The sequence below is a fragment of the Rhizobium sp. USDA 3886 genome, from assembly GCF_056279785.1.
The window spans coordinates 651,828-674,860 of sequence record NZ_JBWCDC010000001.1; the positions used below are offsets into that span (position 1 = coordinate 651,828).

The following is a 23,033-nucleotide window of genomic DNA, read 5'->3' on the forward strand; positions in this document are numbered from 1 at the left end:
CCGGCGGCGGCTTTCAACAGGCGATGAAATTTTTCGTGTTTTTTCTATTGTCTTCATGTTGACATGGGCAAATGCTCCGGTCATATACGCGGCGCAGATCGAGGGGCGGCAACGCTCCTGGGTCTTCGAGCTTGGTTCTTACGATCCAGACGAAAAACTGGAGAGATGCCCGAGTGGTTAAAGGGGACGGACTGTAAATCCGTTGGCTCAGCCTACGTTGGTTCAAATCCAACTCTCTCCACCATTCGTCACTTGGATCGGACCACCCCGCGGGTATAGCTCAATGGTAGAGCAGCAGCCTTCCAAGCTGAATACGCGGGTTCGATTCCCGCTACCCGCTCCAGCTCTCAGAGATTTAAGCATTGCGTCCGACCAGCGCGTTGGCCGCACGCATTCAAAGGCGTGAAATTTCCGTTTGAATGCCGTGGGCACTGCTGCTTAACATGGCCCTCATGAGAGGTCCTATGCGAAACCTGATTTTAGCCGCCGTATTCTTGCTTCCGTCGGCAGCCTTTGCTGCCCAGACAGTGGAAGTCAAAGCCCGCGATCACAGCTGCAGCGCGCTTGCGCAGACCATCCGGCAAAACAAAGCGGTATTCGTGCGAATCGGCATCGGAGGCCGCAGTTTCCGTTACCCGCCGGCCAACTGCAGGCTGGGTGACAAGCGCTCGACGACCAGTTTGCGGGATGCCGGAGGAAGGCTCTGCGTCCTCGATTACGCCTGCGTCTATGATCCGGACTCTTTTTATAACAAGATTCCGAATTAGGACTTGGAGCTAAGCCAAGGTAAGCCATGCAACTTCGCCACCTGACGCGGTTTTCATCTCTGGTCCAATCAGCCCCATAAAAGGACGAAGGGCGAGGCGAGGGCGACGATCGCGGCGATGATCCACCTTGCCTGCCCGTAGGAGCGGAGTTCCGCGACGGAAAGCCATTTGCGGAAGACGAAGAAGCCGATCGCGATGACGGCGCTGTAGATGAGCGCGCGAACGAAGATCGTCCAGCCTCCGCCGAAAAGGCCGATCGCCAGGCCGAAGCCCGTCAGCGCTCCGAGAATGCCGTATCCGACATCGAACATCAGCGTTGTGGTCGTGGACAGGGGCGTCAGTATCCTGGGAAATGCGATCGCAAGAGCAGCCGTCAGAAGCCATATGCTGACGAGCGCCTGCAGCGTCGACGAACTGGTGATGGACGTGGCGACAGCCGTAAGGCGCTCCGGCGTCGACAGACGCACGATCTGGGCCACCCAGTCGATTGCGCCCGCCATTATCCAGAGTACGAATGCGCAGGCAGCAAAGATCAGAAAGTTGCCAGCCGATCGTTTTGCAATTTCTGCCGGTTCCATTCTTCCCCCCTAGGAATCGCGCTTCAGCAGCGCCAAGACGGCATAATATCATATGCACGGGCGGCTGTGCCCCTGTTCGGAAATATGCTGGTTTTGCCGGCTGATATTGCCGATTGACGATCCGTTCCCATATGCGGTTCCAGGCCTGGAATGGCGTTCACAATTAGGTCTTGCGCAATCCCGCCGAAAGCCTTAAACGGCGGCACTAAACCGGTTCGCCGGGGTCACCCATTTCGTTCACAGGAAGCATTCAAATGGCAAAGAGTAAGTTTGAGCGCAACAAGCCGCACGTTAACATCGGCACGATCGGCCACGTTGACCACGGCAAGACGTCTCTGACGGCGGCGATCACGAAGTATTTCGGCGAATACAAGGCGTATGACCAGATCGACGCTGCACCGGAAGAAAAGGCCCGCGGCATCACGATCTCGACGGCGCACGTCGAATACGAGACGGCTGCCCGCCACTACGCGCACGTCGACTGCCCCGGGCACGCCGACTACGTGAAGAACATGATCACCGGTGCGGCACAGATGGACGGTGCGATCCTGGTGTGCTCGGCTGCTGACGGCCCGATGCCGCAGACCCGCGAACACATCCTGCTCGCCCGCCAGGTCGGCGTTCCGGCGATCGTCGTGTTCCTGAACAAGGTCGACCAGGTTGACGACGCCGAGCTTCTCGAGCTCGTCGAGCTGGAAGTGCGCGAACTTCTGTCGTCCTACGACTTCCCGGGCGACGACATCCCGGTCGTCAAGGGTTCGGCGCTGGCCGCACTTGAAGATTCTGACAAGACGATCGGCGAAGACGCGATCCGCGAGCTGATGGCCCAGGTCGACGCCTACATCCCGACGCCGGAGCGTCCGATCGACCAGCCGTTCCTGATGCCGATCGAAGACGTGTTCTCGATCTCGGGCCGCGGCACGGTCGTCACCGGTCGCGTCGAGCGCGGCATCGTCAAGGTTGGCGAGGAAGTCGAAATCGTCGGCATCCGCCCGACCTCGAAGACGACGGTGACCGGCGTTGAAATGTTCCGCAAGCTGCTCGACCAGGGCCAGGCCGGCGACAACATCGGCGCGCTGATCCGCGGCGTGAACCGTGACGGCGTCGAGCGCGGCCAGATTCTGTGCAAGCCGGGTTCGGTGAAGCCGCACAAGAAGTTCAAGGCTGAAGCTTACATCCTGACGAAGGAAGAAGGCGGCCGTCATACGCCGTTCTTCACGAACTACCGCCCGCAGTTCTACTTCCGCACGACGGACGTGACGGGCATCGTGACGCTGCCGGAAGGCACGGAAATGGTGATGCCGGGCGACAACGTCACGGTTGACGTCGAGCTGATCGTGCCGATCGCCATGGAAGAAAAGCTGCGCTTTGCCATCCGCGAAGGCGGCCGCACCGTCGGCGCCGGCATCGTCGCCAGCATCGTCGAGTAATCTTCGGATTAGCTTGGATTGAAGAAGCCCCGCTGGAAACGGCGGGGCTTTTTGTTGTGCGCCCAGCATGGGCGCATTCTTGTGGGTGCAAGTCCCACCGTAAGCTGGTCATAGCGAGCGAAAGAAGCGCAACTGCGGAAGCGAGCGACCGTGGGGAGAAGCGTGGGCAGGACGATCTTCCGGGGACTGACGGCGAGGGGAGCAAAAGCCGATGTGGCGATTGTATCAACAAGCAATGGCGCATCTGTTTCACATGGGCGGAAGCAGGCCCGCAGGAGGTCGAAATAACCGATTATCATTGACCGTAAGCATGGAGGCTTTGGTAATGCCCATCAGCAAATCGCCCGCCATTCGTCCCGATGAAATTCTCAGAGAAATCTATATGGAGCCTCTGGATCTGACATCCTATTCTCTCGCGAAGAAACTCGGTGTTCTCCGAACCAGAATCGAGAGGATCGTCTCGGAATAAAATCGGAATCAGTGCCGATACCGCGCTCCGGCTCGCCAAGTTCCTCAAGACTTCACCCGAGTTCTGGATGAACCTGCAGGTGGCTTACGACATCAAGTTCAGGCTCCAGCGCTGAAAGAGGCGCTTTCCGCCATCGCGGAAGTGGAAGCCGCAGAGGCGGAATTGAGCCGTGACTTGAGAATAGCGGCGCCTTCACCTTGCACCCTGTTGCTGAGCCTTTATCTATTCCTTCGATTTCATGACGCGGAGGAGATTTCATGAAGAAGCGCATTCTTTTTACGGGCGGCTCGGGCAAGGCCGGGCGCCATGTCGTGCCGTGGCTGGTGAATGCCGGCTATGAGGTCCACAACGTCGATCTCGTGCCGCTCGGCAGCCCCAGCGTCACCAACCTGATTGCCGACATCACCGACAGCGGCCAGGTTTTCAACGCGCTGTCCATGCATCGCGATTTTCCCGATCTGGAGACGGGCAAGGGCGTCCCGGGCTTCGACGCTGTCGTGCATTTCGCTGCGATTCCGCGCATTCTTATCAAGTCGGACAACGAGACATTCCGCATCAACACAATGGGTACTTACAATGTCCTCGAGGCGGCGGTGAAGCTCGGCGTCCGGAAAATCATCCTCGCGTCCAGCGAGACCACCTATGGCGTCTGCTTCGCCGAGGGGCAGAAGGATTTTCATCAATTTCCGCTGGAGGAGGACTATGACGTCGATCCGATGGACAGCTACGGCCTGTCGAAGGTGCTGAACGAAAAGACGGCGCGCGCCTTCGCGGAGCGCTCCGGTGCCGATATCTACGCGTTGCGGATCGGAAATGTCATCGAGCCGCACGAATATGACAGGTTTCCCAGCTTTATCGCCCATCCGGAGACGCGCCGGCGCAACGCGTGGAACTACGTCGATGCCCGCGACCTCGGCCAGATCGTCCATCTGTGCATCGAAAAGAGCGGATTGGGTTTCCGGGTCTTCAATGCCGTGAACGACACCGTGACCGCCAACATTCCCTCCAAGGAGCTCGCCAAACGCTTCTTCCCCAACGTGCCCTTCACCCGCGAGATCGGCGAATATGAGGGCCTGCTCTCCAACCGCACTATCCGCGAGGTCCTAGGCTTCAAGGAAGAGCACGACTGGCGCAAATATGCGAAGGTCTGATCGTAGCCTATGCCGGGCGACGGCGGATTGGGAAAAATCGAAAATCGCACTTGCATATCCCGTGCTGCCGTCTTAAAGGAGCGCCATGCTTGCAGGAAGCGCTTCGACCCTCAAGGTCAACGGGCTGAATGTAAAGCATAAAGGGGTATAGCTCAGTTGGTAGAGCGGCGGTCTCCAAAACCGCAGGTCGTAGGTTCGAGCCCTGCTGCCCCTGCCATCTTCTTCGAACGGAAAGCGCGAACGTTCTTGCAGCGTTTCGTTGGGGAGGGTATATGGCAAATTTCGCTAAATGGCGGTTTCCCTCTTGTGCAATTGGGAATCGGTGTTTATGTAGGGTTCAACAGACACGCGGTGCGTGGGGCTGATATATTCAGCTTTACGCGCCGTAATTGCGTGGGCAGTCGATGGCATCCAAATCCAATCCGTTTGCGTTCCTGCAGCAGGTGCGCGCCGAAACGTCCAAGGTTACCTGGCCGTCTCGCCGTGAAACTATGATCTCGACGATCATGGTGCTGGTGATGGTGGTTTTTGCCGCGCTGTTTTTCTTTGCTGCTGACCAGCTGATTGGCTGGGCTTTGAGCTACGTGCTCAACACCGGCAACTGATCGGGCGGAGATATAAGATGGCGGCACGTTGGTATATCGTCCACGCGTATTCGAATTTTGAAAAGAAGGTGGCTGAATCCATCGAGGAGAAGGCCAGGCAGAAGGGTCTCGGGCATCTTTTCGAAAAGATCCTCGTGCCAACCGAGAAGGTGGTCGAAGTGCGCCGCGGCCGCAAGGTCGACAGCGAGCGCAAGTTCTTCCCCGGCTATGTCATGGTTCGTGCGAACCTGACGGACGAGGCCTACCACCTGATCAAGAACACGCCGAAGGTCACTGGTTTCCTCGGCTCCGACAACAAGCCCGTTCCGATTCCGGACTCCGAAGCCGAGCGCATTCTCGGTCAGGTTCAGGAAGGCGTCGAGCGGCCGAAGGCTTCCATTACCTTCGAGATCGGCGAACAGGTCCGCGTTTCGGACGGTCCGTTCGCGTCGTTCAACGGCACGGTTCAGGATGTGGACGAAGAGCGTTCGCGCCTGAAGGTGGAAGTGTCGATCTTCGGCCGCGCGACCCCGGTCGAACTGGAATACGGTCAGGTCGAGAAGGTCTGATTTTTGAGATCGGAAGTCAGTCGGTATTGACTGGCTTCTGCGCGGCGAAAGCCGTGAACCGCGTGGAAGGTGAGAGGGGTCTTAGCCGGGCCTTCGAGATCCGCACCACGCAACCGCAGCCGCCGGAGAAATCCGGTATCACTGGCCGGGCAACCGGTCATCAATGAAAGGCAGAGAGTTATGGCTAAGAAAGTTGCAGGCCAGCTCAAGCTTCAGGTTAAGGCAGGATCGGCAAACCCGTCCCCGCCGATTGGCCCGGCGCTTGGTCAGCGTGGCATTAACATCATGGAATTCTGCAAGGCGTTCAATGCCGCCACGCAGGAAATGGAAAAGGGTATGCCGATCCCGGTCGTCATCACCTACTACCAGGACAAGTCCTTTACCTTCGCGATGAAGCAGCCGCCCGTCAGCTACTTCCTCAAGAAGGAAGCGAAGATCCAGTCCGGCTCGAAGACGCCCGGCAAGGGCGCCGTTGCAGGCAAGCTGACCAAGGCTCAGGTCAAGGCGATTGCCGAAGCGAAGATGAAGGACCTGAACGCCGCGGATATCGAAGGCGCAATGGCCATGATCGAGGGTTCTGCCCGCGCCATGGGCCTGGAAGTGGTGGCGTAACATGGTAAAGCTTGCAAAGCGTATTCAGAAGATCCGCGAAGGCGTCGATCCGACCAAACTGGTCGCCCTTAACGACGCCATCTCGATGGTCAAGGAACGTGCGATCGCCAAGTTCGACGAAACGATCGAAATCGCCATGAACCTCGGCGTCGATCCGCGCCACGCAGACCAGATGGTCCGCGGTGTGGTCAATCTGCCGAATGGTACGGGCCGCGACGTTCGCGTCGCCGTTTTCGCTCGCGGCGTCAAGGCTGACGAAGCCAAGGCAGCCGGTGCCGACATCGTTGGCGCAGAAGAGTTGGTCGAAATCGTCCAGGGCGGCAAGATCGATTTCGATCGCGTTATCGCGACCCCGGACATGATGCCGCTCGTCGGTCGTCTCGGTAAGGTACTCGGCCCGCGCGGCATGATGCCGAACCCGAAGGTCGGAACGGTTACGATGGACGTTACCGGCGCGATCAAGGCTTCCAAGGGCGGCGCCGTCGAGTTCCGCGTCGAGAAGGCTGGTATCGTGCATGCCGGTATCGGCAAGGCTTCGTTCGACGCCAAGGCTCTTGAAGAAAACATCAAGGCTTTCGCTGATGCCGTCATCAAGGCGAAGCCGGCCGGTGCGAAGGGCAACTACCTCAAGCGTGTGGCGATCTCTTCGACCATGGGTCCGGGTGTCAAGATCGACCCGTCGTCGGTCACGGCCGCTTAACGAATTTCATCGGGCTCTGCCCGGTGGCAAGAATTCCGGCCTCGAAAGGGGCCGGAATATTCCGGAGAAATCCGGAATCCTGTCCGAGATTGCAGGTGGTTTTCCCTTAATCACTTTGGCCTGCATGAGACGGGTAAGACCCGAATTTCGATGAAGCCTGCTTCATGGATTTGGTTCGAGCCTTGGATGCCTTGTGCCTTCGGCCTTTTGGCGCGAAGCGCGAGGGGACAGGATCCTCAAGCGCCGCTTGGGATCGCTTCTGATCCCGGGAGGCAAAGGCAACCCGGTGGGTCCGTTTCACGGTCCCGCCAACTGGAGATAGGCAGTGGAAAGAGCGGAAAAACGCGAATTCGTCACGGAACTGAACGAAGTCTTCAAGGCTTCGGGCTCGGTTGTCGTGGCCCACTATGCTGGTGCTACAGTCGCGCAGATGAACGACTTCCGTTCGAAGATGCGCGCTGCTGGCGGCACCGTCAGAGTCGCGAAAAACCGCCTGGCCAAGATCGCCCTTCAGGGTACGGAAGCGGAAGGGATTTCCAATCTCTTCACCGGTCAGACGCTGATTGCATACAGCGCCGATCCGATCACCGCTCCGAAAGTCGTCGTGGATTTCGCCAAGGGCAACGACAAGATCGTTGTGCTCGGCGGCGCCATGGGAACAACCACGCTCAACGCCGATGCAGTCAAGTCGCTTGCGACCCTGCCGTCGTTGGACGAACTGCGCGCGAAGCTGCTGGGCATGATCCAGACACCGGCTACTCGCATCGCAGGCGTTGTTGCAGCACCGGCAAGCCAGCTTGCCCGCGTGTTTTCGGCTTACGCCAAGAAGGACGAAGCCGCTTAAGGCGGTTTTTCGCTGTTTATAGAAAACCGGTTCGAACCGAACAAAAGGAACTGAAAAAATGGCTGATCTCGCAAAGATCGTAGACGACCTCTCCTCGCTGACCGTTCTGGAAGCTGCAGAACTGTCCAAGCTTCTCGAAGAAAAGTGGGGCGTTTCCGCCGCTGCTCCGGTAGCTGTTGCTGCCGCTGCTGGTGGTGCTGGCGCTGCTGCTGCCGTTGAAGAAGAAAAGACCGAGTTCGACGTCATCCTCACGGAGGCTGGCGCCAACAAGATCAACGTCATCAAGGAAGTCCGCGCTATCACCGGCCTCGGCCTCAAGGAAGCCAAGGACCTCGTTGAAGCCGCTCCGAAGGCTGTCAAGGAAGGCGTTTCCAAGGCTGAAGCCGCTGACCTCAAGAAGAAGCTTGAAGACGCCGGCGCAAAGGCCGACGTCAAGTAATCTTGAACTGCATCTGGGAGGCGGTGCTTACCGTCTCCCATTTGCCGTTTTTGTGAACGAATTACCCAAAAGCCGCGTGAAACCGGCTTTTGGGTAATGGGTTCTTCAAGAGCATGGTCTCGAACCGAAGCGCAGGGCGATCCGGCCATGTGGCTTCGGGAAGTGGGACGAGATTGAATTATCCATTGATCGACGGGATCGCCTGGCCAGCGGTTCCCGTCCGTTGCAGGCCCGGATGCAATTTTTGAAGGAGCGACGATGGCTCAGACCCTTTCGTTCAACGGTCGTAGGCGCGTACGCAAGTTTTTTGGTAAAATCCCCGAAGTCGCAGAAATGCCGAACCTCATCGAGGTTCAGAAGGCGTCCTACGACCAATTCCTGATGGTTGAAGAGCCCAAGGGCGGCCGCCCTGACGAAGGTCTTCAGGCCGTCTTCAAGTCAGTTTTCCCGATCACGGACTTCTCCGGCGCTTCGATGCTGGAATTCGTGTCCTATGAGTTCGAGCCGCCGAAGTTCGACGTCGACGAGTGCCGCCAGCGCGACCTGACCTACGCCGCGCCGCTGAAGGTCACCCTCCGCCTTATCGTGTTTGATATCGACGAGGATACCGGCGCGAAGTCGATCAAGGACATCAAGGAACAGTCCGTCTACATGGGCGACATGCCGCTCATGACGAACAACGGTACCTTCATCGTAAACGGCACCGAGCGCGTTATCGTGTCCCAGATGCACCGTTCGCCGGGCGTCTTCTTCGACCACGACAAGGGCAAGAGCCATTCTTCCGGCAAGCTGCTCTTCGCCGCTCGCGTGATCCCGTACCGCGGTTCCTGGCTCGACATCGAATTCGACGCCAAGGACATCGTCTACGCCCGCATCGACCGCCGCCGCAAGATTCCGGTGTCGTCGCTGCTGATGGCCCTCGGCATGGATGGCGAGGAAATCCTCGACACCTTCTACACGAAGTCGCTCTACAAGCGCGACGGCGAAGGCTGGCGTATTCCCTTCCAGCCCGAAACGCTGAAGGGCGCCAAGGCGATCACCGAGATGGTCGACGCCGACACCGGCGAAGTCGTTGTCGAAGCCGGTAAGAAGCTGACCCCGCGTCTGCTCCGCACCCTCTCCGACAAGGGCCTCAAGGCTCTGAAGGCGACGGACGACGATCTCTACGGCAACTACCTCGCAGAAGACATCGTCAACTACTCGACGGGTGAGATCTATCTCGAAGCCGGCGACGAAATCGACGAGAAAACCCTGCCGGTCATCCTCGCCAACGGTTTCGACGAAATTCCGGTTCTCGGCATCGACCACATCAATGTCGGCGCCTACATCCGCAATACGCTCAACGCAGACAAGAACGAGAACCGCCAGGACGCGCTGTTCGACATCTACCGCGTCATGCGTCCGGGTGAACCGCCGACCATGGAATCGGCCGAAGCCATGTTCAACTCGCTGTTCTTCGATGCGGAGCGTTACGACCTCTCCGCCGTCGGCCGCGTGAAGATGAACATGCGCCTCGACCTCGACGTCGAAGACACCGTTCGCGTGCTGCGCAAGGACGACATCCTCGCCGTGGTCAAGATGCTCGTCGAGCTGCGTGACGGCAAGGGTGAGATCGATGACATCGACAACCTCGGCAACCGCCGCGTCCGCTCGGTCGGCGAGCTGATGGAAAACCAGTACCGTCTCGGTCTGCTCCGCATGGAGCGCGCGATCAAGGAACGTATGTCCTCGATCGAGATCGATACGGTGATGCCGCAGGATCTGATCAACGCGAAGCCGGCCGCTGCCGCCGTTCGCGAGTTCTTCGGCTCCTCGCAGCTGTCGCAGTTCATGGACCAGGTCAATCCGTTGTCGGAAATCACCCACAAGCGCCGTCTTTCGGCACTTGGCCCGGGTGGTCTAACCCGCGAGCGCGCCGGCTTTGAAGTCCGCGACGTTCATCCGACCCACTACGGCCGTATTTGCCCGATCGAAACGCCGGAAGGCCCGAACATCGGTCTTATCAACTCGCTGGCGACCTTTGCGCGCGTCAACAAGTACGGCTTCATTGAGAGCCCGTACCGCCGCATCACCGACGGCAAGGTGACGAACGACGTTCTTTACCTGTCGGCCATGGAAGAGGCGAAGTACTATGTCGCGCAGGCCAACGCCGAGCTCGACAAGGAAGGTTCCTTCGTTGACGAATTCGTCGTCTGCCGTCACGCCGGCGAAGTCATGCTCGCCCCGCGCGACAGCATGAACCTGATGGACGTCTCGCCGAAGCAGGTCGTTTCGGTCGCTGCCGCTCTCATCCCGTTCCTGGAAAACGACGACGCCAACCGCGCCCTCATGGGCTCGAACATGCAGCGTCAGGCAGTTCCGCTGCTGCGCGCTGAAGCACCGTTCGTCGGCACCGGCATGGAGCCGATCGTTGCTCGTGACTCGGGTGCTGCCATCGGCGCACGCCGCGGCGGTGTCGTCGACCAGGTCGACGCGACGCGTATCGTCATCCGCGCAACGGAAGACCTCGAAGCCGGCAAGTCCGGCGTCGACATCTACCGCCTGCAGAAGTTCCAGCGTTCGAACCAGAACACGTGCGTCAACCAGCGTCCGCTGGTCACCGTCGGTGACGTTGTCAACCGCGGCGACATTCTCGCGGACGGTCCGTCGACCGACCTCGGCGACCTGGCTCTCGGCCGCAACGCGCTCGTCGCGTTCATGCCGTGGAACGGCTACAACTACGAAGACTCGATCCTGCTTTCGGAGCGCATCGTTGCCGACGACGTGTTCACCTCCATCCACATCGAAGAATTCGAAGTGATGGCCCGCGACACGAAGCTCGGTCCGGAAGAAATCACGCGCGACATTCCGAACGTTTCGGAAGAAGCGCTGAAGAACCTCGACGAAGCGGGCATCGTCTACATCGGCGCCGAAGTTCAGCCGGGCGATATCCTCGTCGGCAAGATCACGCCGAAGGGCGAGAGCCCGATGACGCCGGAAGAAAAGCTCCTGCGCGCCATCTTCGGCGAAAAGGCGTCCGACGTCCGCGACACCTCCATGCGCATGCCGCCCGGCACCTACGGCACAATCGTCGAAGTGCGCGTCTTCAATCGTCACGGCGTTGAAAAGGACGAGCGCGCCATGGCGATCGAGCGCGAAGAGATCGAGCGTCTTGCCAAGGACCGCGACGACGAACAGGCGATCCTCGACCGTAACGTCTACGGCCGCCTGATCGAGATGCTCCGCGGCCAGATGTCCATCGCCGGCCCGAAGGGCTTCAAGAAGGGCACGGAGCTTTCGAACGCAGTCGTTTCCGAATATCCCCGCTCGCAGTGGTGGATGTTCGCGGTCGAGGACGAGAAGGTCCAGAGCGAACTCGAAGCACTCCGCGGCCAGTACGACGAATCCAAGTCGCGCCTTGAACAGCGCTTCATGGACAAGGTCGAGAAGGTCCAGCGCGGCGACGAAATGCCTCCGGGCGTCATGAAGATGGTCAAGGTCTTCGTTGCTGTGAAGCGCAAGATCCAGCCGGGCGACAAGATGGCCGGCCGTCACGGCAACAAGGGTGTCGTGTCGCGCATCGTTCCAGTCGAAGACATGCCGTTCCTCGAAGACGGCACGCATGTCGACGTCGTTCTGAACCCGCTCGGCGTGCCTTCGCGCATGAACGTCGGCCAAATCCTCGAGACGCACCTCGGCTGGGCTTGCGCCGGCATGGGCAAGCAGATCGGCGATCTGATCGAAGCCTACAAGGCGAACGGCAATATCGAGCCGTTGCGCAAGACGATCGGCGACGTTGTCGGCGACGGTCCGAAGGCCGAACAGGTCAAGGACTTCGACGACGACTCGGTTCTGCGTCTTGCGGACCAGTGGAAGCGCGGCGTTTCGATTGCAACGCCGGTCTTCGACGGTGCCCATGAAGGCGATGTAAACGACATGCTGCGTCTGGCTGGTCTCAAGGACTCGGGCCAGTCGACGCTGTACGACGGCCGTACCGGCGAGCAGTTCGACCGCCAGGTGACCGTGGGCTACATCTACATGCTGAAGCTCAACCACCTGGTCGACGACAAGATCCACGCCCGTTCGATCGGTCCTTATTCGCTAGTGACCCAGCAGCCGCTGGGCGGCAAGGCGCAGTTCGGCGGTCAGCGCTTCGGCGAAATGGAAGTCTGGGCTCTGGAAGCATATGGCGCGGCCTACACGCTGCAGGAAATGCTGACGGTGAAGTCGGACGACGTTGCCGGCCGCACCAAGGTCTACGAAGCCATCGTCCGGGGCGACGATACGTTCGAAGCGGGTATTCCCGAAAGCTTCAACGTTCTCGTCAAGGAAATGCGCTCACTGGGCCTTTCGGTGGAGCTGGAGAACTCGAAGGTCGAGGACCTGCAGCAGGCGAACCAGCTGCCGGACGCGGCCGAGTAACCACTTGATAGGGTGTGCGCCTTTAAGAGGCGCACACCGTTCCCGCCAAGGCCCCGCAACGTGTCGGCCGGGCAGGGACGTTTCTGCCGCATTGTGCGGTTATTGTCGTTTTGAGCGTTGGCGCGGCTCCCGGGATTTGCCGCCGACCATCGCAAGCCAAGGGCGCATTCGCCCATGAAGGAGACAGGCATGAACCAAGAGGTCATGAATCTTTTCAATCCGCAGGTGCCTGCACAGAATTTCGACTCCATCCGGATTTCGATCGCCTCTCCGGAGAAGATCCTTTCCTGGTCCTACGGTGAGATCAAGAAGCCGGAAACCATCAACTACCGCACGTTCAAGCCGGAACGCGACGGTCTCTTCTGCGCGCGCATCTTCGGGCCGATCAAGGACTACGAGTGCCTTTGCGGCAAGTACAAGCGCATGAAGTACAAGGGCATCATCTGCGAAAAGTGCGGCGTCGAAGTCACGCTGTCGCGCGTTCGCCGCGAGCGCATGGGCCATATCGAGCTTGCCGCGCCCGTTGCCCACATCTGGTTTCTGAAGTCGCTGCCGAGCCGCATTTCCACGCTGCTCGACATGACGCTGAAGGATGTCGAGCGCGTCCTCTACTTCGAAAACTACATCGTCACCGAGCCGGGCCTCACTGCCCTCAAGGAGCATCAGCTCCTCTCGGAAGAAGAGTATATGCTCGCCGTCGACGAATATGGCGAAGACCAGTTCACGGCGATGATCGGCGCTGAAGCCATCTACGAGATGCTCGCCTCGATGAACCTCGAGAAGATCGCCGGCGATCTGCGTTCCGAGCTTGCCGACACCACGTCGGATCTCAAGCAGAAGAAGCTGATGAAGCGCTTGAAGATCGTCGAGAACTTCATGGAATCCGGCAATCGTCCGGAATGGATGATCATGAAGGTCGTTCCGGTGATTCCGCCGGACCTGCGTCCGCTCGTTCCGCTCGATGGCGGCCGTTTCGCGACGTCGGACCTCAACGATCTCTATCGCCGTGTCATCAACCGTAACAACCGTCTGAAGCGCCTGATCGAGCTTCGTGCGCCGGGTATCATCATCCGCAACGAAAAGCGTATGCTGCAGGAATCCGTTGACGCGCTGTTCGACAACGGCCGCCGCGGCCGTGTCATCACGGGCGCCAACAAGCGCCCGCTGAAGTCGCTCTCCGACATGCTAAAGGGCAAGCAGGGCCGCTTCCGCCAGAACCTGCTCGGTAAGCGCGTCGACTATTCCGGCCGTTCCGTCATCGTGACCGGTCCGGAACTGAAGCTGCACCAGTGCGGCCTGCCGAAGAAGATGGCGCTCGAACTCTTCAAGCCGTTCATCTATGCCCGCCTCGACGCCAAGGGTTACTCCTCGACCGTCAAGCAGGCGAAAAAGCTGGTCGAGAAGGAAAAGCCGGAAGTCTGGGATATCCTCGACGAGGTTATCCGCGAGCATCCGGTTCTCCTGAACCGCGCACCGACGCTGCACCGCCTGGGCATCCAGGCCTTCGAGCCCATCCTGGTCGAGGGCAAGGCGATCCAGCTGCATCCGCTCGTCTGCACTGCCTTCAACGCCGACTTCGACGGCGACCAGATGGCCGTTCACGTGCCGCTGTCGCTCGAAGCCCAGCTCGAAGCCCGCGTCCTGATGATGTCGACGAACAACATCCTGCACCCGGCAAACGGTGCACCGATCATCGTTCCGTCGCAGGACATGGTTCTCGGCCTCTACTACCTCTCGATCATGAACCAGAACGAGCCGGGCGAAGGCATGGCCTTCTCGGACCTCGGCGAGTTGCATCATGCTCTCGAAAGCAAGGTCGTGACGCTGCACACCAAGATCCGCGGCCGCTTCAAGTCGATCGGCGAGGACGGCAAGCCGTACTCCAAGATCTATGAAACGACGCCTGGCCGCCTGCTCATCGGCGAACTGCTGCCGAAGAACGGCAAGGTGCCTTTCGACATCTGCAACCAGGAAATGACCAAGAAGAACATCTCCAAGATGATCGACACGGTCTACCGTCATTGCGGGCAGAAGGACACGGTCATTTTCTGCGACCGCATCATGCAGCTCGGTTTCTCGCATGCCTGCCGCGCCGGCATCTCGTTCGGCAAGGACGACATGGTGATCCCGGATACCAAGGTGAAGATCGTCGGCGATACCGAAGCGCTCGTGAAGGAATACGAGCAGCAGTACAACGACGGTCTCATCACCCAGGGCGAAAAGTACAACAAGGTGGTCGACGCCTGGGGCAAGGCCACCGAGAAGGTCGCCGAAGAAATGATGGCCCGCATTAAGGCCATCGAATTCGACGAGGCAACCGGCCGTCAGAAGCCGATGAACTCGATCTACATGATGAGCCACTCCGGCGCCCGCGGTTCGCCGAACCAGATGCGTCAGCTGGGCGGCATGCGCGGCCTGATGGCCAAGCCCTCGGGCGAGATCATCGAAACGCCGATCATCTCGAACTTCAAGGAAGGCCTGACCGTCAACGAGTACTTCAACTCGACGCACGGCGCCCGCAAGGGTCTGGCAGACACCGCCTTGAAGACGGCAAACTCGGGCTACCTCACCCGCCGTCTTGTCGATGTCGCGCAGGATTGCATCGTCAACTCCGTGGATTGCGGCACCGACAAGGGCCTCACCATGACCGCCATCGTCGATGCCGGTCAGGTCGTCGCCTCGATCGGCGCACGTATCCTCGGCCGTACGGCGCTCGACAACATCGATCACCCGGTCACGGGCGAGCGCATCGTCGATGCCGGCAGGATGATCCTCGAGCCCGATGTCGTCGAGATCGAAAAGGCTGGTATCCAGTCGATCCGCATCCGTTCGGCACTGACCTGCGAAATCCAGACGGGCGTCTGCTCGGTCTGCTACGGCCGCGACCTCGCGCGCGGTACGCCGGTCAACATGGGCGAAGCAGTCGGCGTCATCGCGGCTCAGTCGATCGGCGAGCCCGGCACGCAGCTCACCATGCGTACCTTCCACCTTGGCGGCACGGCAACCGTGGTCGACCAGTCGTTCCTGGAAGCTTCGTATGAAGGCACGGTTCAGATCAAGAACCGCAACCTTCTGCGCAACTCCGAGGGCATCCTCGTTGCCATGGGCCGCAACATGACCGTCCAGATCCTGGACGAGCGTGGCGTTGAGCGCTCCTCGCAGCGCGTCGCCTACGGTTCGAAGCTCTATGTCGACGAGGGCGACAAGGTGAAGCGCGGCCAGCGTCTGGCTGAGTGGGATCCGTACACCCGCCCGATAATGACGGAACTGGCCGGTACCGTTCAGTTCGAAGACGTTGTCGACGGTCTCTCCGTTCTCGAAGCGACCGACGAAGCCACCGGTATCACCAAGCGTCAGGTCATCGACTGGCGTTCGACGCCGCGTGGTTCCGACCTCAAGCCGGCAATCGTCATCAAGGACGCAAGCGGCAACGTCGCGAAGCTTTCGCGCGGCGGCGATGCCCGCTTCCTGCTCTCGGTCGAGGCAATCCTTTCGGTCGAGCCGGGCCAGAAGGTGTCCCAGGGCGACGTGCTTGCACGTTCGCCGCTGGAAAGCGCCAAGACCAAGGACATCACCGGCGGTCTGCCGCGTGTCGCCGAACTGTTCGAAGCCCGCCGTCCGAAAGACCATGCCATCATCGCTGAGATCGATGGTACGATCCGCCTCGGCCGCGACTACAAGAACAAGCGCCGCGTTATCATCGAGCCGGCGGAAGACGGTGTCGAGCCTGTCGAATACCTGATCCCGAAGGGCAAGCCCTTCCACCTTCAGGAAGGCGACTATATCGAAAAGGGTGACTACATCCTCGACGGTAACCCGGCACCGCACGACATCCTGGCGATCAAGGGCGTGGAGGCTTTGGCTTCCTATCTCGTCAACGAAATCCAGGAAGTCTACCGCTTGCAGGGCGTTGTCATCAACGACAAGCACATCGAGGTGATTGTCCGTCAGATGCTGCAGAAGGTGGAAATCACCGATGCGGGCGACTCGACCTATATCGTCGGCGACAATGTCGACCGTATCGAGCTTGAGGACGTCAACGACGGCCTGATCGAACAGGGCAAGAAGCCTGCCTATGGCGATCCGGTTCTTCTCGGCATCACCAAGGCGTCGCTGCAGACGCCGTCCTTCATCTCCGCCGCTTCCTTCCAGGAAACGACGAAGGTGCTGACGGAAGCTGCGATCGCCGGCAAGACTGACGGCCTGCAGGGTCTCAAGGAAAACGTCATCGTCGGCCGCCTCATCCCGGCCGGTACGGGCGGCACCATGACGGCGATCCGCCGCATCGCCACGTCGCGCGACGAGATGATCCTCGAAGAGCGCCGCAAGGGCACGGGCGCGGATGCCGCAACCCCGATGCTCCAGGACATGGCCAGCGAGAATGCCCCTGCTGGCGAATAACCGGCGGCCTCGGCCCTAGAATTGAAAAACCGCCCGGAGTGATCCGGGCGGTTTTTTTGTTTGGATTCGCCAGAGCATGAACGCCGGGGACGGTTCTCCTTTTTGGTTGGTAACGATTACCGGGTCGGCACCATAGTAACTTATGGAGGTAGTTCACATGGCTCAGAAGGGCGCGCGCCTTGTCAACGAACGGGAGAAATTGCTCGATGCCGCTTTGGCCCGCGCGATGGCCGACATCGAAGCTGGTCGTGTTCGACCGGCAGGGGACATTTTTGCCGAGCTGAAGGATCGTTATAAAGGCCTCGTGGGACGTACATATTCTGCACGTCTTCAAGAGTGCAATAAACTATGACGCGATCTTAGACGCGGATGAGTTAGGGAAGCTGGATGATGCAATTCTGCATTCCGTAACCGAGCTTGGTCTTTGCCGACGCTATGTCCATCCAGAAGAAGCGAAACAGAATCGGCTTGCCGCCGTCGAATGGCGTCATTTCGTGATGAAGCCAGGTGTCGGGGTAGGGGTCTGCTAGAGCTGCATGATAATAATGCCGCCGGTGGCAGATGGTGGTGCCGTTCTTGATGAAGCGATAATCGTCGATTGCAAGCGGACGAAGAGGGTTGCTCGGCGCAAGACCTGTTTCCTCGGCGAATTCGCGGGCCGCCGCTTGAGCAAGGTCTTCGCCGCGTTCGACTGTCCCGCCCTTAACCTGCAGTTTGATCTCCGGAAAATCCGGCTCGTCGAAAACCAGGAGCCGGCCGCGCCAGGTGGCGTAGATCAGCACCTTGTGCGCATCCGGCATGGTCACCTCTCAGTTGAAGCGGATGATCGCGACTTCGCCGTCGAGCGCGCCCTGGTAGGCCGACGCATGCGGCTCTTCGTCCGGCACGTCGGTCAGCATGCCGATCTGGTCGAGGTCGGCTTCGATGAAGCCCTCTTCGGCAAGCGCGTTCAGCGCCTCGCGCACCGCGCTGTCGTCGTCGGCCGCCTTCAGCATCACATGCAGGTCAACGCCCTCGGCGCCGTCAGACTCGTATCCCTTGCCGATGATGATGAAGATCATCGGGCCCACGCTATTATTGTCGTTATCAGGCTTTTCGATCATTCATCGGTCCTTTGGCTCTGGCGATTCGAAAACGCGAATCTGCTTTGACAGGCGTGCAGCCCGCGATCGCTGATTCCTTAGCCGTTTTTGCTGCGATGCCCAAGTTCAACTTGGCATGCGGCGTCCATTTCGTCTAAAAGCCTTCAAAGAGCGCACGGAGCCCGGGTTTCAAGGCGATCCGCCGAAGATTATTTCTTAACCGGCCTTGACGAACCTGCGGGAAACCAGTAGTACCCGCGCCATCGGAACCCATGTGAGGCATGGCTGTCTGAGGCGTCTCGCCTTGGAGTTCTCCTCAAACAAGGTTCGAAACGCACGTTGAAGATATGATGCCTGCACGCATGACGCATGTCTTTTTTGCGTCCTCTGCCTTCGGTGGTCCATCTGCGCAAGCAGATCGGGCCACATTTTGCGCATTGACGACAGTCGTGTGATCTTGCCGGAGACGGCGCGAGTTACGCCCGCAAGGGTTTGAAAGATAAACGTAAGGGATGGTTGAATGCCTACCGTAAACCAGCTGATCCGCAAGCCTCGCCAGGCAAGTGTAAAGCGTAACAAGGTTCCTGCACTGCAGGAAAACCCGCAGAAGCGCGGCGTTTGCACCCGCGTCTACACCACGACGCCGAAGAAGCCGAACTCGGCTCTGCGTAAGGTTGCCAAGATCCGCCTCACCAACGGCTTCGAAGTCATTGGTTACATCCCCGGCGAAGGCCACAACCTTCAGGAGCACTCCGTCGTCATGATCCGTGGCGGCCGCGTGAAGGACCTTCCGGGTGTCCGTTACCACATCATCCGCGGCGTTCTCGATACCCAGGGTGTCAAGAACCGCAAGCAGCGCCGTTCGAAGTACGGTGCGAAGCGTCCGAAGTAATTCGGTTTTGGTTTTCCGGCGCTGCGCGAGGTTCTCCGCGTGGTAAAGCGCCTTAACAGTTGAAGAGACGAGAAGTATGTCCCGACGTCACAGAGCAGAAAAGCGCGAGATCAACCCGGACCCGAAGTTCGGCGATCTGGTTGTCACGAAGTTCATGAATGCCATCATGCTCGACGGCAAGAAGTCCGTTGCTGAAAACATCGTATACGGCGCATTCGACGTCGTGCAGGGCAAGTCCAAGCAGGAGCCGGTTACGGTTTTCCATGCTGCGCTCGACAACATAGCCCCGCACGTTGAAGTCCGCTCGCGCCGCGTTGGTGGTGCGACCTACCAGGTCCCGGTCGACGTCCGTCCGGAGCGCCGTCAGGCTCTCGCCATTCGCTGGCTCATCGCTGCTGCCCGCAAGCGCAACGAAACGACCATGGTTGACCGCCTTTCGGGCGAGCTTCTCGATGCATCCAACAACCGCGGCAGTGCCGTTAAGAAGCGCGAAGACACGCACAAGATGGCTGACGCCAACCGTGCATTCTCGCACTATCGCTGGTAATTCCGCACGGTATCGAAAGGCAGTCCACAATGGCCCGCGAATATAAAATCGAAGACTACCGCAATTTCGGTATCATGGCGCACATCGACGCCGGCAAGACCACGACCACCGAGCGTATTCTTTACTACACCGGTAAGTCGCACAAGATCGGCGAAGTCCACGACGGCGCAGCCACGATGGACTGGATGGAGCAGGAGCAGGAGCGTGGCATCACGATCACGTCCGCGGCTACCACGACCTACTGGAAGGGCCGTGACGGCAAGACGCGCCGCTTCAACATCATCGACACCCCTGGCCACGTCGACTTCACCATCGAAGTCGAGCGTTCGCTGCGCGTTCTCGATGGTGCCATTGCGCTTCTCGACGCCAACGCCGGTGTCGAGCCGCAGACGGAAACCGTCTGGCGCCAGGCCGAGAAGTACAATGTTCCGCGCATGATCTTCTGCAACAAGATGGACAAGACCGGTGCGGACTTCTATCGCTCGGTCGAGATGATCAAGACACGTCTCGGCGCAACGGCTGTCGTCATGCAGCTGCCGATCGGCGCAGAGACGGAATTCAAGGGCGTTGTCGACCTGATCGAGATGAACGCTCTCATCTGGCGCGACGAGTCGCTCGGCGCGCAGTGGGACGTCGTCGAAATTCCGGAAGACATGAAGGTCAAGGCTGAAGAATATCGTGAAAAGCTGATCGAGACGGTTGTTGAGATCGACGAGGCCGCGATGGAAGCCTACCTCGAAGGCAACATGCCCGACAACGATCAGATCCGCGCGCTCGTTCGCCGCGGCACCATCGACGTCAAGTTCCATCCGATGTTCTGCGGTACGGCCTTCAAGAACAAGGGCGTTCAGCCGCTGCTCGACGCAGTTGTCGATTACCTGCCGTCGCCGCTCGACATTCCGGCGATCAAGGGTATCGACGTGAAGACGGAAGCTGAAATCGAGCGTCACCCCGATGACAGCGAACCGCTCTCCATGCTCGCCTTCAAGATCATGAACGACCCCTTCGTCGGTTCGCTCACGTTCGCCCGCATCTACTCCGGCAAGCTCGAGAAGGGCGCGTCGGTCATGAATACGGTCAAGGACAAGCGCGAGCGCGTCGGCCGCATGCTGCAGATGCACTCCAACTCACGCGAAGACATCGAAGAAGCCTTCGCCGGCGACATCGTCGCGCTCGCAGGCCTCAAGGAAACCACGACTGGCGATACGCTCTGCGATCCGCTGAAGCCGGTTATCCTCGAGCGCATGGAATTCCCCGAGCCGGTCATCCAGATCGCCATCGAGCCGAAGACCAAGGGCGACCAGGAAAAGATGGGCCTTGCGCTCAACCGTCTGGCTGCCGAAGATCCGTCCTTCCGTGTGAAGACGGACCAGGAATCGGGTCAGACGATCATCGCCGGCATGGGTGAACTTCACCTCGACATCATCGTCGACCGCATGCGTCGCGAGTTCAAGGTTGAAGCGACCGTCGGTGCGCCGCAGGTTGCCTACCGCGAAACGATCACGAAGAAGCACGAAGAAGACTACACGCACAAGAAGCAGTCAGGTGGTACCGGCCAGTTCGCACGCGTCAAGATCGTCTTCGAACCGAACCCGGAAGGCGACGACTTCAAGTTCGAGTCCAAGATCGTCGGCGGTGCTGTTCCGAAGGAATACATCCCGGGCGTCCAGAAGGGCATCGAAAGCGTTCTGTCCTCTGGTCCGTTGGCTGGCTTCCCGATGCTCGGCGTCAAGGCGACGCTCATCGACGGTGCCTACCACGACGTCGACTCGTCCGTGCTCGCGTTCGAAATCGCTTCCCGCGCCTGCTTCCGTGAAGCAGCGAAGAAGTCGGGCGCTCAGCTGCTCGAGCCGATGATGAAGGTCGAAGTCGTCACGCCGGAAGATTACGTCGGCGACGTCATCGGTGACCTGAACTCCCGCCGTGGTCAGATCCAGGGCCAGGAGAGCCGCGGTATCGCTGTCGTCATCAACGCCAACGTTCCGCTGGCGAACATGTTCAAGTACGTCGACAACCTGCGCTCCATGTCGCAGGGCCGTGCTCAGTACACGATGACCTTCGATCACTACGCGCCGGTCCCGTCGAACGTCGCAACTGAAATCCAGGCAAAGTATTCCGGTCAGAAGTGACCGGAATACCAATTGACCGATAACAAGAATTAGATCCCTTCGGGGACTAGCAGAATGGAGAGCCGGAAATGGCAAAGAGTAAGTTTGAGCGCAACAAGCCGCACGTTAACATCGGCACGATCGGCCACGTTGACCACGGCAAGACGTCTCTGACGGCGGCGATCACGAAGTATTTCGGCGAATACAAGGCGTATGACCAGATCGACGCTGCACCGGAAGAAAAGGCCCGCGGCATCACGATCTCGACGGCGCACGTCGAATACGAGACGGCTGCCCGCCACTACGCGCACGTCGACTGCCCCGGGCACGCCGACTACGTGAAGAACATGATCACCGGTGCGGCACAGATGGACGGTGCGATCCTGGTGTGCTCGGCTGCTGACGGCCCGATGCCGCAGACCCGCGAACACATCCTGCTCGCCCGCCAGGTCGGCGTTCCGGCGATCGTCGTGTTCCTGAACAAGGTCGACCAGGTTGACGACGCCGAGCTTCTCGAGCTCGTCGAGCTGGAAGTGCGCGAACTTCTGTCGTCCTACGACTTCCCGGGCGACGACATCCCGGTCGTCAAGGGTTCGGCGCTGGCCGCACTTGAAGATTCTGACAAGACGATCGGCGAAGACGCGATCCGCGAGCTGATGGCCCAGGTCGACGCCTACATCCCGACGCCGGAGCGTCCGATCGACCAGCCGTTCCTGATGCCGATCGAAGACGTGTTCTCGATCTCGGGCCGCGGCACGGTCGTCACCGGTCGCGTCGAGCGCGGCATCGTCAAGGTTGGCGAGGAAGTCGAAATCGTCGGCATCCGCCCGACCTCGAAGACGACGGTGACCGGCGTTGAAATGTTCCGCAAGCTGCTCGACCAGGGCCAGGCCGGCGACAACATCGGCGCGCTGATCCGCGGCGTGAACCGTGACGGCGTCGAGCGCGGCCAGATTCTGTGCAAGCCGGGTTCGGTGAAGCCGCACAAGAAGTTCAAGGCTGAAGCTTACATCCTGACGAAGGAAGAAGGCGGCCGTCATACGCCGTTCTTCACGAACTACCGCCCGCAGTTCTACTTCCGCACGACGGACGTGACGGGCATCGTGACGCTGCCGGAAGGCACGGAAATGGTGATGCCGGGCGACAACGTCACGGTTGACGTCGAGCTGATCGTGCCGATCGCCATGGAAGAAAAGCTGCGCTTTGCCATCCGCGAAGGCGGCCGCACCGTCGGCGCCGGCATCGTCGCCAGCATCGTCGAGTAATCTTTTAAGCAAGCGGCCTCAGGGCCGCTTGCTTATGACATAAAAATGTAGCAAATGGCGCGCGAGCGCGATTTGCTTCTGCTTCGGCTTCGAAGCAGGCAATGAACAGATAAGGTGGGCCTTAAGGCCCGGAGACTGGAAAGGGACGTCGTTTCGGTGTCCCCTTCGATCTTTGAAACCGGTGGTCCGCCTTA

General features: G+C 59.6%; 19 protein-coding genes, 3 tRNA genes and 1 pseudogene. 20 read left to right on the plus strand and 3 right to left on the minus strand.

Translation table 11 applies throughout. The annotated features are described in order from the left end of the window. Window positions 1–159: 159 nt before the first annotated feature. The 3 genes from ACZ9BX_RS03330 to ACZ9BX_RS03340 all read left to right on the plus strand — a co-directional run bounded on the left by ACZ9BX_RS03330 (window position 160) and on the right by ACZ9BX_RS03340 (window position 767). Window positions 160–244 (plus strand) — tRNA-Tyr (locus tag ACZ9BX_RS03330). A 25-nt stretch (window positions 245–269) separates the two neighbouring features. Next, window positions 270–343, plus strand: a tRNA-Gly gene (locus ACZ9BX_RS03335). 121 nt (window positions 344–464) lie between these two features. Then, window positions 465–767: a hypothetical protein gene (locus ACZ9BX_RS03340; RefSeq protein ID WP_476215720.1), complete on the plus strand. Its 303-nt coding sequence runs from the start codon at window positions 465–467 to the stop codon at window positions 765–767. Window positions 768–835: 68 nt separating this feature from the next. Here the strand turns inward: ACZ9BX_RS03340 and ACZ9BX_RS03345 are convergent, their stop codons facing one another. Continuing rightward, entirely contained in the window at window positions 836–1,345 is a 510-nt protein-coding gene (locus ACZ9BX_RS03345; protein ID WP_476215722.1) for a hypothetical protein, read from the minus strand. A 254-nt stretch (window positions 1,346–1,599) separates the two neighbouring features. Here ACZ9BX_RS03345 and tuf (ACZ9BX_RS03350) point away from each other — a divergent pair, with 254 nt between their 5' ends. The 13 genes and pseudogenes from tuf (ACZ9BX_RS03350) (at window position 1,600) to ACZ9BX_RS03410 (ending at window position 17,297) form a co-directional block, all read left to right on the plus strand. Beyond that, the gene (gene tuf, locus ACZ9BX_RS03350; RefSeq protein ID WP_027508614.1) at window positions 1,600–2,775 is read left to right on the plus strand and encodes an elongation factor Tu; all 1,176 of its coding nucleotides are present in this window, start codon (window positions 1,600–1,602) and stop codon (window positions 2,773–2,775) included. A 325-nt stretch (window positions 2,776–3,100) separates the two neighbouring features. Then, window positions 3,101–3,397, plus strand: a pseudogene (locus ACZ9BX_RS03355) (HigA family addiction module antitoxin); the annotation flags it as partial. 104 nt (window positions 3,398–3,501) lie between these two features. Next, window positions 3,502–4,395: an NAD-dependent epimerase/dehydratase family protein gene (locus ACZ9BX_RS03360; RefSeq protein ID WP_476215724.1), complete on the plus strand. Its 894-nt coding sequence runs from the start codon at window positions 3,502–3,504 to the stop codon at window positions 4,393–4,395. Between the two features lie 141 nt (window positions 4,396–4,536). Next, window positions 4,537–4,612, plus strand: a tRNA-Trp gene (locus ACZ9BX_RS03365). 187 nt (window positions 4,613–4,799) lie between these two features. Continuing rightward, window positions 4,800–5,000, plus strand: a complete 201-nt coding sequence (secE, locus tag ACZ9BX_RS03370; protein ID WP_027513636.1) for a preprotein translocase subunit SecE — start codon at window positions 4,800–4,802, stop codon at window positions 4,998–5,000. 17 nt (window positions 5,001–5,017) lie between these two features. After that, the gene (gene nusG / locus ACZ9BX_RS03375) at window positions 5,018–5,548 is read left to right on the plus strand and encodes a transcription termination/antitermination protein NusG (RefSeq protein ID WP_027513637.1); all 531 of its coding nucleotides are present in this window, start codon (window positions 5,018–5,020) and stop codon (window positions 5,546–5,548) included. 180 nt (window positions 5,549–5,728) lie between these two features. Then, window positions 5,729–6,160 carry a 50S ribosomal protein L11 gene (gene rplK / locus ACZ9BX_RS03380; protein ID WP_027513638.1) on the plus strand — a complete coding sequence of 144 codons (432 nt, stop codon included), beginning with the start codon at window positions 5,729–5,731 and terminating at the stop codon, window positions 6,158–6,160. Between the two features lies 1 nt (window position 6,161). Further along, window positions 6,162–6,860 carry a 50S ribosomal protein L1 gene (gene rplA, locus ACZ9BX_RS03385; RefSeq protein WP_132561709.1) on the plus strand — a complete coding sequence of 233 codons (699 nt, stop codon included), beginning with the start codon at window positions 6,162–6,164 and terminating at the stop codon, window positions 6,858–6,860. Between the two features lie 325 nt (window positions 6,861–7,185). Beyond that, a complete protein-coding gene (gene rplJ, locus ACZ9BX_RS03390) occupies window positions 7,186–7,704 on the plus strand; it encodes a 50S ribosomal protein L10 (RefSeq protein WP_022719201.1) in 519 nt (172 codons plus the stop codon). Between the two features lie 58 nt (window positions 7,705–7,762). Next, window positions 7,763–8,143 (plus strand): 50S ribosomal protein L7/L12, encoded by a 381-nt coding sequence (gene rplL, locus ACZ9BX_RS03395; protein WP_132561711.1) that lies wholly within the window; start codon window positions 7,763–7,765, stop codon window positions 8,141–8,143. Window positions 8,144–8,401: 258 nt separating this feature from the next. Further along, complete coding sequence (gene rpoB / locus ACZ9BX_RS03400; protein ID WP_476215728.1) at window positions 8,402–12,544, plus strand: DNA-directed RNA polymerase subunit beta; 4,143 nt, start codon at window positions 8,402–8,404, stop codon at window positions 12,542–12,544. A gap of 189 nt (window positions 12,545–12,733) precedes the next feature. Continuing rightward, window positions 12,734–16,945 (plus strand): DNA-directed RNA polymerase subunit beta', encoded by a 4,212-nt coding sequence (gene rpoC / locus ACZ9BX_RS03405; RefSeq protein ID WP_132561715.1) that lies wholly within the window; start codon window positions 12,734–12,736, stop codon window positions 16,943–16,945. 157 nt (window positions 16,946–17,102) lie between these two features. After that, window positions 17,103–17,297, plus strand: coding sequence for a hypothetical protein (locus ACZ9BX_RS03410; protein WP_476215730.1), 195 nt, complete (start codon window positions 17,103–17,105; stop codon window positions 17,295–17,297). A gap of 22 nt (window positions 17,298–17,319) precedes the next feature. On the opposite strand, the gene ACZ9BX_RS03415 is transcribed toward ACZ9BX_RS03410, so the two are convergent. Then, a complete protein-coding gene (locus tag ACZ9BX_RS03415) occupies window positions 17,320–17,745 on the minus strand; it encodes an NUDIX hydrolase (protein WP_476215732.1) in 426 nt (141 codons plus the stop codon). Between the two features lie 9 nt (window positions 17,746–17,754). Continuing rightward, window positions 17,755–18,048 (minus strand): transcriptional regulator, encoded by a 294-nt coding sequence (locus ACZ9BX_RS03420; RefSeq protein ID WP_132561719.1) that lies wholly within the window; start codon window positions 18,046–18,048, stop codon window positions 17,755–17,757. A gap of 499 nt (window positions 18,049–18,547) precedes the next feature. Between ACZ9BX_RS03420 and rpsL the strand changes: the two genes are divergently transcribed. From rpsL to tuf (ACZ9BX_RS03440), 4 genes are all read left to right on the plus strand, one after another. Continuing rightward, window positions 18,548–18,919: a 30S ribosomal protein S12 gene (rpsL, locus tag ACZ9BX_RS03425; RefSeq protein WP_022719193.1), complete on the plus strand. Its 372-nt coding sequence runs from the start codon at window positions 18,548–18,550 to the stop codon at window positions 18,917–18,919. Between the two features lie 76 nt (window positions 18,920–18,995). Continuing rightward, window positions 18,996–19,466 carry a 30S ribosomal protein S7 gene (gene rpsG, locus ACZ9BX_RS03430; protein ID WP_027513646.1) on the plus strand — a complete coding sequence of 157 codons (471 nt, stop codon included), beginning with the start codon at window positions 18,996–18,998 and terminating at the stop codon, window positions 19,464–19,466. A gap of 29 nt (window positions 19,467–19,495) precedes the next feature. Continuing rightward, window positions 19,496–21,595, plus strand: coding sequence for an elongation factor G (gene fusA, locus ACZ9BX_RS03435; RefSeq protein ID WP_476215734.1), 2,100 nt, complete (start codon window positions 19,496–19,498; stop codon window positions 21,593–21,595). 68 nt (window positions 21,596–21,663) lie between these two features. After that, a complete protein-coding gene (gene tuf, locus ACZ9BX_RS03440; RefSeq protein WP_027508614.1) occupies window positions 21,664–22,839 on the plus strand; it encodes an elongation factor Tu in 1,176 nt (391 codons plus the stop codon). Window positions 22,840–23,033: the final 194 nt, after the last annotated feature.

What these genes read in the sequence shown, in the direction of transcription:
- ACZ9BX_RS03340 (WP_476215720.1), top strand. Translation starts at nt 465, where the DNA reads ATGCGAAACCTGATTTTAGCCGCCGTATTCTTGCTTCCGTCGGCAGCC.
- ACZ9BX_RS03345 (WP_476215722.1), bottom strand. Translation starts at nt 1,345, where the DNA reads ATGGAACCGGCAGAAATTGCAAAACGATCGGCTGGCAACTTTCTGATC.
- tuf (WP_027508614.1), top strand. Translation starts at nt 1,600, where the DNA reads ATGGCAAAGAGTAAGTTTGAGCGCAACAAGCCGCACGTTAACATCGGC.
- ACZ9BX_RS03360 (WP_476215724.1), top strand. Translation starts at nt 3,502, where the DNA reads ATGAAGAAGCGCATTCTTTTTACGGGCGGCTCGGGCAAGGCCGGGCGC.
- secE (WP_027513636.1), top strand. Translation starts at nt 4,800, where the DNA reads ATGGCATCCAAATCCAATCCGTTTGCGTTCCTGCAGCAGGTGCGCGCC.
- nusG (WP_027513637.1), top strand. Translation starts at nt 5,018, where the DNA reads ATGGCGGCACGTTGGTATATCGTCCACGCGTATTCGAATTTTGAAAAG.
- rplK (WP_027513638.1), top strand. Translation starts at nt 5,729, where the DNA reads ATGGCTAAGAAAGTTGCAGGCCAGCTCAAGCTTCAGGTTAAGGCAGGA.
- rplA (WP_132561709.1), top strand. Translation starts at nt 6,162, where the DNA reads ATGGTAAAGCTTGCAAAGCGTATTCAGAAGATCCGCGAAGGCGTCGAT.
- rplL (WP_132561711.1), top strand. Translation starts at nt 7,763, where the DNA reads ATGGCTGATCTCGCAAAGATCGTAGACGACCTCTCCTCGCTGACCGTT.
- rpoB (WP_476215728.1), top strand. Translation starts at nt 8,402, where the DNA reads ATGGCTCAGACCCTTTCGTTCAACGGTCGTAGGCGCGTACGCAAGTTT.
- rpoC (WP_132561715.1), top strand. Translation starts at nt 12,734, where the DNA reads ATGAACCAAGAGGTCATGAATCTTTTCAATCCGCAGGTGCCTGCACAG.
- ACZ9BX_RS03410 (WP_476215730.1), top strand. Translation starts at nt 17,103, where the DNA reads ATGGCTCAGAAGGGCGCGCGCCTTGTCAACGAACGGGAGAAATTGCTC.
- ACZ9BX_RS03415 (WP_476215732.1), bottom strand. Translation starts at nt 17,745, where the DNA reads ATGCCGGATGCGCACAAGGTGCTGATCTACGCCACCTGGCGCGGCCGG.
- ACZ9BX_RS03420 (WP_132561719.1), bottom strand. Translation starts at nt 18,048, where the DNA reads ATGATCGAAAAGCCTGATAACGACAATAATAGCGTGGGCCCGATGATC.
- rpsL (WP_022719193.1), top strand. Translation starts at nt 18,548, where the DNA reads ATGCCTACCGTAAACCAGCTGATCCGCAAGCCTCGCCAGGCAAGTGTA.
- rpsG (WP_027513646.1), top strand. Translation starts at nt 18,996, where the DNA reads ATGTCCCGACGTCACAGAGCAGAAAAGCGCGAGATCAACCCGGACCCG.
- fusA (WP_476215734.1), top strand. Translation starts at nt 19,496, where the DNA reads ATGGCCCGCGAATATAAAATCGAAGACTACCGCAATTTCGGTATCATG.
- tuf (WP_027508614.1), top strand. Translation starts at nt 21,664, where the DNA reads ATGGCAAAGAGTAAGTTTGAGCGCAACAAGCCGCACGTTAACATCGGC.